Annotated in this window: 8 protein-coding genes; 1 reads left to right on the forward strand and 7 read right to left on the reverse strand. The window is 38.5% G+C overall.

What is annotated here, in order from left to right:
• Window positions 1–20 precede the first annotated feature (20 nt).
• The 6 genes from H8700_RS09935 to H8700_RS09960 form a co-directional block, all read right to left on the reverse strand.
• A complete protein-coding gene (locus H8700_RS09935; RefSeq protein WP_249305495.1) occupies window positions 21–1,667 on the reverse strand; it encodes a putative polysaccharide biosynthesis protein in 1,647 nt (548 codons plus the stop codon).
• Window positions 1,668–1,685: 18 nt separating this feature from the next.
• The gene (ybeY, locus tag H8700_RS09940; RefSeq protein ID WP_022142112.1) at window positions 1,686–2,192 is read right to left on the reverse strand and encodes an rRNA maturation RNase YbeY; all 507 of its coding nucleotides are present in this window, start codon (window positions 2,190–2,192) and stop codon (window positions 1,686–1,688) included.
• Window positions 2,193–2,301: 109 nt separating this feature from the next.
• Window positions 2,302–3,540, reverse strand: coding sequence for an HDIG domain-containing metalloprotein (locus H8700_RS12340; RefSeq protein WP_249305497.1), 1,239 nt, complete (start codon window positions 3,538–3,540; stop codon window positions 2,302–2,304).
• Window positions 3,541–3,567: 27 nt separating this feature from the next.
• Entirely contained in the window at window positions 3,568–4,614 is a 1,047-nt protein-coding gene (locus H8700_RS09950; RefSeq protein ID WP_249305499.1) for a PhoH family protein, read from the reverse strand.
• Window positions 4,571–5,857 (reverse strand): sporulation protein YqfD, encoded by a 1,287-nt coding sequence (locus tag H8700_RS09955; protein ID WP_249305501.1) that lies wholly within the window; start codon window positions 5,855–5,857, stop codon window positions 4,571–4,573. Before H8700_RS09955 ends, H8700_RS09950 begins: the two co-directional genes overlap by 44 nt.
• A gap of 95 nt (window positions 5,858–5,952) precedes the next feature.
• Window positions 5,953–6,273 carry a YabP/YqfC family sporulation protein gene (locus H8700_RS09960; protein WP_022141228.1) on the reverse strand — a complete coding sequence of 107 codons (321 nt, stop codon included), beginning with the start codon at window positions 6,271–6,273 and terminating at the stop codon, window positions 5,953–5,955.
• Window positions 6,274–6,504: 231 nt separating this feature from the next.
• Here H8700_RS09960 and H8700_RS09965 point away from each other — a divergent pair, with 231 nt between their 5' ends.
• Window positions 6,505–7,125, forward strand: a complete 621-nt coding sequence (locus tag H8700_RS09965) for a DUF1836 domain-containing protein (RefSeq protein ID WP_249305503.1) — start codon at window positions 6,505–6,507, stop codon at window positions 7,123–7,125.
• A 6-nt stretch (window positions 7,126–7,131) separates the two neighbouring features.
• Here the strand turns inward: H8700_RS09965 and scpB are convergent, their stop codons facing one another.
• Window positions 7,132–7,701, reverse strand: coding sequence for an SMC-Scp complex subunit ScpB (scpB, locus tag H8700_RS09970; RefSeq protein WP_249305504.1), 570 nt, complete (start codon window positions 7,699–7,701; stop codon window positions 7,132–7,134).
• Between the last annotated feature and the right edge of the window lie 127 nt (window positions 7,702–7,828).

A 7,828-nucleotide genomic window follows, 5' to 3' on the forward strand; every position in this document is an offset into this window, starting at 1 on the left:
CTCCCTCAAATCAATACCTGCTACTCTTTTAATAAATGTAATTTATCTGCAACAATGCCCATTTTACGTCCAAATGGGAATTCATAAAGCTCCTCTCTGTCCAATCCATTCAATTTTAATACCATAATAAAGTATACCACAACGGCTGCCGCTACTGCCGGAACGATCGCTACATAAATTCTATGTGTCACAATAAAGAACAACTCATAGATTACAAAAGTAACTACTCCCATGACAACAGAAGAAAGAAGTGGTACGATAAACGTCTTTTTCAATTCCTGCTTTTGCCTGATATACCGGCTGACAGATCTGCCATTAAGATAACATACCAACATCGGATATGTCACATTACCGATCACTAAAGCATAACCTGCCAGATTCGTAAATTGCAATAATCCAAATACGATCACAATGTGTAAGATCAAAGAGATCAAAGAATGGATTACAGGAAGACTCATCCGGTCAATACTCTGTAATACTCCACTCGTTACGGTTGACAATGCATAAAAGATCACGCAGGAAGAACCAAGCATTAACATCGTTCCACCTACGATATAATCCGATGAAGGAAACAACAGACGAATGATCGGCTGCGCTAACACAGCAAGTCCGACTGCGGATGGAAATGCAATGATCATATTAAATTTCACAGCGATCGAAACTTTATGACGAACCGAAGACATATCCCCTTCTGCAACCGAAAAAGCAAGTCCCGGTATCATCGAAGATGCGATTGCCGTCGATACTGCGATCGGAACGCTGACAAGTACACGATAATTTGTACTATAAATACCAAGCAGACTGCTGACAGTCTTATCGGCAAAATTCTTACCACCCATTACGGCATTAAATAATGTAACATCCACAATACCACTAAGCTGGTATACCGTCTGGCTTAAAATGATCGGGATCACAGTCCATGCGATCAGCTTATAAGTAGCTTTCAAGGAATCTTCTACCGATACTTTATCGTGTCTTTCATGACGTTTCATGACCGGACGATATGCCCAGTAGATCACAAGAAGGATCAAAAAAGCGGTCAGCGCACCCAGACAGGTTCCCAATGTTCCACCGGCTGCTCCCCATGCTGAGATCTTTGATGATGCACTATGGCTGCGCATCAAAGACCATGCGGCTGCCACACTGACAAACGCATTGACGATCTGCTCAAAGATCTGCGAGATCGCAGTCGGCATCATTGTATTTCTTCCCTGAAAAAGGCCACGAAGGGTTCCCATCACCGCAACGATAAAGATTGTTGGTGCCAATACACGAAGCGGAATTGCAATACCATGGTATTTTGAGAAGAAATTATTCTCTAACATATCCGCTCCAAAGAATACAAATAACGCTGCCAGACCGCCTGATACAATAGAAAAGATCATCGAACAGCGGAATATATAATAGGCATTTTTATATTGCTTTTTCGCACATTTTGCAGAAACCATCTTTGAGACTGCCATTGGCATACCATATGAGGAAATAATCAATAACAGGTTATAGATCTCAAATGCTGCTGAATAAATACCATTTCCTTCATTTCCAATGATATTTGCCATCGGAATACGATATACCAATCCAATGACACGCACTAAAATTGATGCTATGGCAAGTATACTGCCTTGCTTTAAAAAACCACTTGCTTTGCTTTTATTGGAGGATTCCATCTCTTACTCGTCCCTTCTTCAATCTCTTGTAATTCCTAAGTTCTGCAAAATCTCTTCCTGTTTCTTCTCCATGACGATCCTCTCGTCCTCTTCCATATGATCATATCCCATCAAATGTAACATACTGTGTGCTGTCAGAAATGCCATTTCTCTTTTCAAAGAATGACCATATTCTTTTGCCTGCTCTTTTGCTCTTTCTACCGAGATTACGATATCTCCCAAAAGCAGTTCCCCTGATTCCAGATTAAAGTACATATTTTGTGCTTCCAATGTATCCAGATGAGAAAAATCACCTGCCATCTCGTAATCTACCATCGGAAAAGATAACACATCGGTTGGAATATCCAGTCCACGAAATTCCTGATTGATCGTGCGTATCCCCTGATTGTCCGTCAATGTGATATTGACTTCACAGACATAAGGACATTTTTCATATGACACGGCTTCATTGACCACCTGCGTCAGAACCTCTTCATACGAAAAATCAAACTCTTCCCGCGTTTCATTCTCAAATAATATCGTCATAATAATCCTCATTTCCAATTAACTCTGTACTTCTCTTTTCTAATCACTGTTTCGCAATCCAAACAAAATAATCTGCTTTTTCAAATCAATCCTATATTGATCCTGTTGATCAAAAAGCATTCCGTATATAGAATTCTTTTAATTGCTCTATCTGTTCTTTTGAAAAGCCTGCTTCATCTAAATTTCCTTTATCCATGCGGTTTTGAAAAATACTGTCGACAAGACGCTCGTCCGATACGGCTCCTCTTTTTCCTGTATCCTGCAAATAGTCACTTGTAGAAACAATACAATCACTCAACATAACGATCGCAGCCTCTTTTGAATCCGGTTTCTCGAAACCGGTACTATGCTGCCGCATAACATGAACCAACGCATTCGGAAAACGGTACTGCCTTGCAAGCTTTGTTCCGGCTTCTATATAATCTTCTTCGTCAACAATTCTTCCGACTTCATGATACAGACCACCTGCTTTTGCTAACAATGGTTCTGCTCCGATAAACAATGCTGCCTGTTCTGACAGACCACTGATGTGCATAGAATGCGATAACAGTGGCAAAGAATAATGCTGTAATCTGACAAAGAGATCAAAGTCCGGTTCAATAATGCTCTGTAAAAAGATCCTGTCATTTTCTGTAATCTGATCCTGTACGATTTCTTTTGTTTCTGCCTGTACCTCCTCTTGCGTCTCTTCATCTGCTGTCTTTTTATCCAGCAACAGATAACTGCTCACACTGCAGATGCCAAGCAAAATTTCACTTCCGATTCCCCATAAAAAAGAAATCATCTCACTTTTTATTTGACCGATCTCAAACTCATAAACAACAATCTGAAGAACCAGACTAAAGACTGCTACAATGCCAAGGAAATACCAAACACTCTTTTTACTGTCTAATCCACGATATAAGATCAAGAGCAGATATCCAAATACCAGATATTTAACAAACAATGTAAAATCCTTATTTTGCGGTAAAACCAAAATAGCATACTGGACACACAAAAGAGTTAAAACAGCCTGTGCCGTCTTTTCGTTCTGTACTGCTTCTACTACCGGAACAGCAAGAAGCCATAACGCACCGATCGGAAGGTAAGAACACATTCCTAATAATACAAAAGAAACAATATAAGAAACTCCTACAAGAACCGGATAACGGCATGATTTTTTTTCTAATGTACGATCAGTGTGCAGATGTAGTAAAAACAGACCGGTTACGATCAATGTCATAACCAGTTTACTCCATACCAGTCTTTCTTCTTTTTCTCCCATGCCATACCAGATCAGAACGCTGCATATTGGTGCCGCATATGCAGCTATCTGATATATGGCTGTTCTATTTTTCCTGCTTTCCACGAAATACTCTCCATTCCTGTTTAAATACTATCCTTTTTTCTCTTGTATCCTGTTCTTCTTGTGATGTTCAAAGTTTCCCTGATTCTTTTTAGCCGCCGATACCTGCTTTTGTCTTTCCTGTCGTTTCTCATATTCATCATAAGCTGATACGATCTTTTGTACCAGAGGATGACGGACTACATCCCGGTTTGTCATATAAGCAAATCCGATATCTTCTACTTTCGATAATACTTCTACGGCATGTTCCAGACCGGACTTTACACCTCTTGGCAGATCTTTTTGTGTCAGGTCACCGGTTACGATAACTTTTGATCCGAAGCCGATTCGTGTTAAGAACATCTTCATCTGTGCCGGTGTTGTATTCTGTGCTTCATCTAAAATGATAAAGGAATTATCTAATGTTCTTCCTCGCATATATGCTAACGGTGCGACTTCGATCAAGCCCTTTTCCACATTTTTCAGATAACTTTCCGCTCCCATGATCTGATACAGTGCATCATATAAAGGACGCAGATACGGGTCTACTTTACTTTGCAAATCACCGGGCAGGAAGCCTAAGTTTTCTCCTGCTTCAATTGCCGGACGTGTCAGAATGATCTTGTTGACTTCATCCTTTTTGAACGCATCGATCGCCATTGCCATCGCAAGATAGGTCTTACCGGTTCCGGCAGGACCGACACCAAAGACGATCATTTTCTGACGGATCAGATCAATATATTTTTGCTGACCGGCTGTTTTTGGTTTGATCGGTTTTCCCTGAATTGTCCGACAGATTACATCCGAATCCATTGCAACCATATCTGTCTTATCATTATCCATTGCAAGAGCAAGTGCATAGTTGACATTCTGCTCAGTAATACTGTTACCGCGTTTGGAAAGTTCTAAAAACTGCATCAGGATATCTTCTGCTTTTTTTACATTTCCTGCATCTCCGACTAACTTTAATGTGCCGTCTCTTGCAATCATTGTGACATTTAATGTCTTTTCGATCTTTCTGATATTTGCATCAAAACTTCCAAAGATATTTCTTTCATGCTCCACCGGTATTTCTACTATTGTTTCCATTATTGCCATTGTTTTCTTTTTCCTTATATATCGTTTTATTCTTTTTATTGATCTTTCGATACGTGTCTTCTTTCCGCCAGAATACAAGACTGCCTTTACATAAAAATTCATTGCCTTTTTGATAAAATCTGATTTTTTCTGTTTTTAATGCATAGCCTTTTTCTTTTTTATGACGGATATAACGCTTATATCGTTGCAAAAGTGCTTTTTTTGCTTCTTTTTTTGAAAGCATATCACTTTGCAGCATATATTCCCGATATGTCTTTTTATAACAGCTTAGCGGGAAACGCAAAGACACTTCAGGACAAACTTTCCCACCTTCACGGATTATATCATATTTTTTATAAGTTTCCAAATTTTTTAAAGGATTATGACAAAAAAAGCTATGACCGGCTATCTGCCATTCAAAAATATTTTTTGTTCTGCCGGTATAGCTTCTCTTTTCCTGTTTCTTGCAAATACTGTCACTGTATTCCTGTGTTGTCTCTAATATCACATCACCATCCGCATGAACATATTCCCTGCGATACAATGTATCCCCGTCTCCGTAGATTGAAATCGCTCCTGAGATCAAAATATCTCCCTTTTTCACCTGATTGCCGGATCGCTTCTTTGCAGTTCCTTTTCTGGTTACGATTGAAACCACTTTTGCATCTTCTCTCGCGATCAAATGACCTTTTTGCTTCTTTTTCCGAGAGGAAGGAACGGTTACCTCTTTAACACGCACATAGATCTTACTGCCTTTTAATTCCACACTTGCCCATCCGATATCTGTATAAATATGACGAAGCTTTTCCTCAACCTCATTGCAAGTCAGATCATTTGCTGCCATACCTCCATAGACATTCATCTGTTCTAAAGTACGAAGCAGGCTTTCTTTGCTATGATACGATTCTCCTCGTACATAGATTCCCCAGATCCGCCCGGATAAGAAAAAGAGAATCCCAACAAAACAAAGCACTCCGAGACAGAAACTTTTATGACGTTTCATTTTGCCAACCATAAAAGGAAAACCATAACGACGGATGATCAGGGGATGTACTTTGCATTTTCTCGCAATGGGGCGTAATTTATAAAAATCATGCAATGCAATCTTAAAAAACAAACAATCCTGTCCTTTTCTCTCAGCAAAAGAAATCTGCCAGAGATCAAACCGATTATTTTTGCATAGATTGATAAATCGCTCTACATTCTTTCCCTGAATTGACACCAGCAAAAAACCGGCAAACCATCCAAGCACTCTATGTATCATAGTTTCCTCCTTTTGCCCGTTGACAGCAAATCCATAAAATTCTATTGTCGAAATTTCTCCCGATGTCATCTATTGTCTGATCCACCAGACTTTTATTAATGATACTCTATTGACAAAACCTCTCCCATCACACACATTGCATCGTCCCTGAAATATGCAATCACCAGATTTCTTCCAAGAATGTGGATCTTTCCGGTCTTTGTCTGTACACGGATCAGATTAGTCGTATATTCTATGATATTTCGATAATTTTCGATGCAGAACCGTTGATTTCCGTATCCTGTCACGATGGGAACACGCAATAAGATGTCTTCTGTCAGTTCCATTTTCTTTGTCAGCTTTTCTGAAATAACCGGCTCACGAAGCGTCAGCGTTGTATTTTGCTTTTTGCTATGCTTATGTCTGGTCATATGCATTTTTTCCTGCTTTTTCACATAATTCCTTTCCTGACAATCCAAGATCAGCATACTAATATTATCCCTATTCTATGCTCAAAAAAATTATTCGTGACCGTCCTTGTCTTTCCTTCAATACAAAAGCCAAAACTTGCGTTGCCTCTTTTTTTGCGATATAATTATAAAGATATTGTCAGCACATTATCTGTATATCCTGCAGAAAACGAAAAAACAGAAAGGAACATATCGGAGATGGGAAATAAATATAACAGAGAAATTTTAGATTTGATCCGAAGCATTCAGGATATTGATTATATCCTTCCAAAAGACATTCCTAATATCGAACTTTATATGGATCAGATCACAACGTTTATGGATGAACATTTGCAATCTTCCAAACGCTTTGCCGATGATAAGATCCTGACAAAGACAATGATCAACAATTATACAAAAAATAATCTGCTGCCTCCATCCAATAAAAAGAAATATTCCAAAGAACATATGATCTTATTGATCTTTATTTATTACTTTAAGAATTTCCTGTCGATCAACGATATCAAAAGCATTTTAAATCCAATCACTAAAGATTGTTTTCAAAATCAGGAAGATATTAATTTTGACCGTATTTATCAAGAAATTTTCAATATTGAATTAGATAATATAGATGTCCAGATCCGTGATATCATCCGCAAACTGAACAGATCCAATGAAACGTTTGCAGATATTGAAGATGAAGAAAAGCGTAATATGCTGACAAACTTTTCTTTCATCTGCATGCTAAGCTTTGATATCTGGGTAAAGAAATACGTCATTGAAAATATTATTGACCATAAATTGAATCCCACAGCAGGGAAAGAAAATAATAAAAATTAATTTGAATTAAATATCCAGTTCAAGCTGAACTTCTTCTTCCGCTTCTAATTTAAAATCTTCAATCTTTTCCGGATTGACAACCGGAAGTTCATCTAAAGATTCGATTCCAAAATTTCTTAAAAATTCTTCTGTTGTTGCAAAAAGGATCGGTCTTCCCGGTGCATTTAACCGTCCCACTTCACAAACAAGATTATATTCAACCAGACGATTAACAACATGATCTGACTTTACACCACGGATATGTTCAATCTCAATCTTTGTGATCGGCTGTTTATACGCAATGATCGAAAGTGTTTCTAACATCACATCTGTCAGCACATGCTTCTTTGGCACATGTGCAATCCTCACTAAATGCTCATACATCGCTGCTTTCGTACACATCTGAAAAGCACCATTCAGTTCAATGATCTGGATTCCACGATCCTCTCCTGAATACTTATCCATCATGCTTCTGATCACACGACGGCAGGTATCTTCATCCTGCTGTGTGGCTGCTGCAATACGTTCCAACTCTACTGCCTCTCCCATTGTAAAAAGAATGGCCTCAATCGCTGCTTCTAACTCCGACAATTTCATTTTATCCTTCTCCTATCTCAATATTTGAAATTTGTCAATATATCTCTCCGATATATTTTGTTTTTTATATTCAATACCTAACGGTATGAATGACTTATTGTTTCTGTTGATTCATTTTCTGATATAT

This window comes from Jutongia hominis, from assembly GCF_014384965.1.
Taxonomy (GTDB): Bacteria; Bacillota; Clostridia; order Lachnospirales; family Lachnospiraceae; genus Butyribacter; species Butyribacter hominis.

Coding starts and splice junctions, on each gene's coding strand:
- H8700_RS09955 (WP_249305501.1), bottom strand. CDS start 5,857: ATGATACATAGAGTGCTTGGATGGTTTGCCGGTTTTTTGCTGGTGTCA.
- ybeY (WP_022142112.1), bottom strand. CDS start 2,192: ATGACGATATTATTTGAGAATGAAACGCGGGAAGAGTTTGATTTTTCG.
- H8700_RS09965 (WP_249305503.1), top strand. CDS start 6,505: ATGGGAAATAAATATAACAGAGAAATTTTAGATTTGATCCGAAGCATT.
- H8700_RS09950 (WP_249305499.1), bottom strand. CDS start 4,614: ATGGCAATAATGGAAACAATAGTAGAAATACCGGTGGAGCATGAAAGA.
- H8700_RS09960 (WP_022141228.1), bottom strand. CDS start 6,273: ATGCATATGACCAGACATAAGCATAGCAAAAAGCAAAATACAACGCTG.
- H8700_RS09935 (WP_249305495.1), bottom strand. CDS start 1,667: ATGGAATCCTCCAATAAAAGCAAAGCAAGTGGTTTTTTAAAGCAAGGC.
- scpB (WP_249305504.1), bottom strand. CDS start 7,701: ATGAAATTGTCGGAGTTAGAAGCAGCGATTGAGGCCATTCTTTTTACA.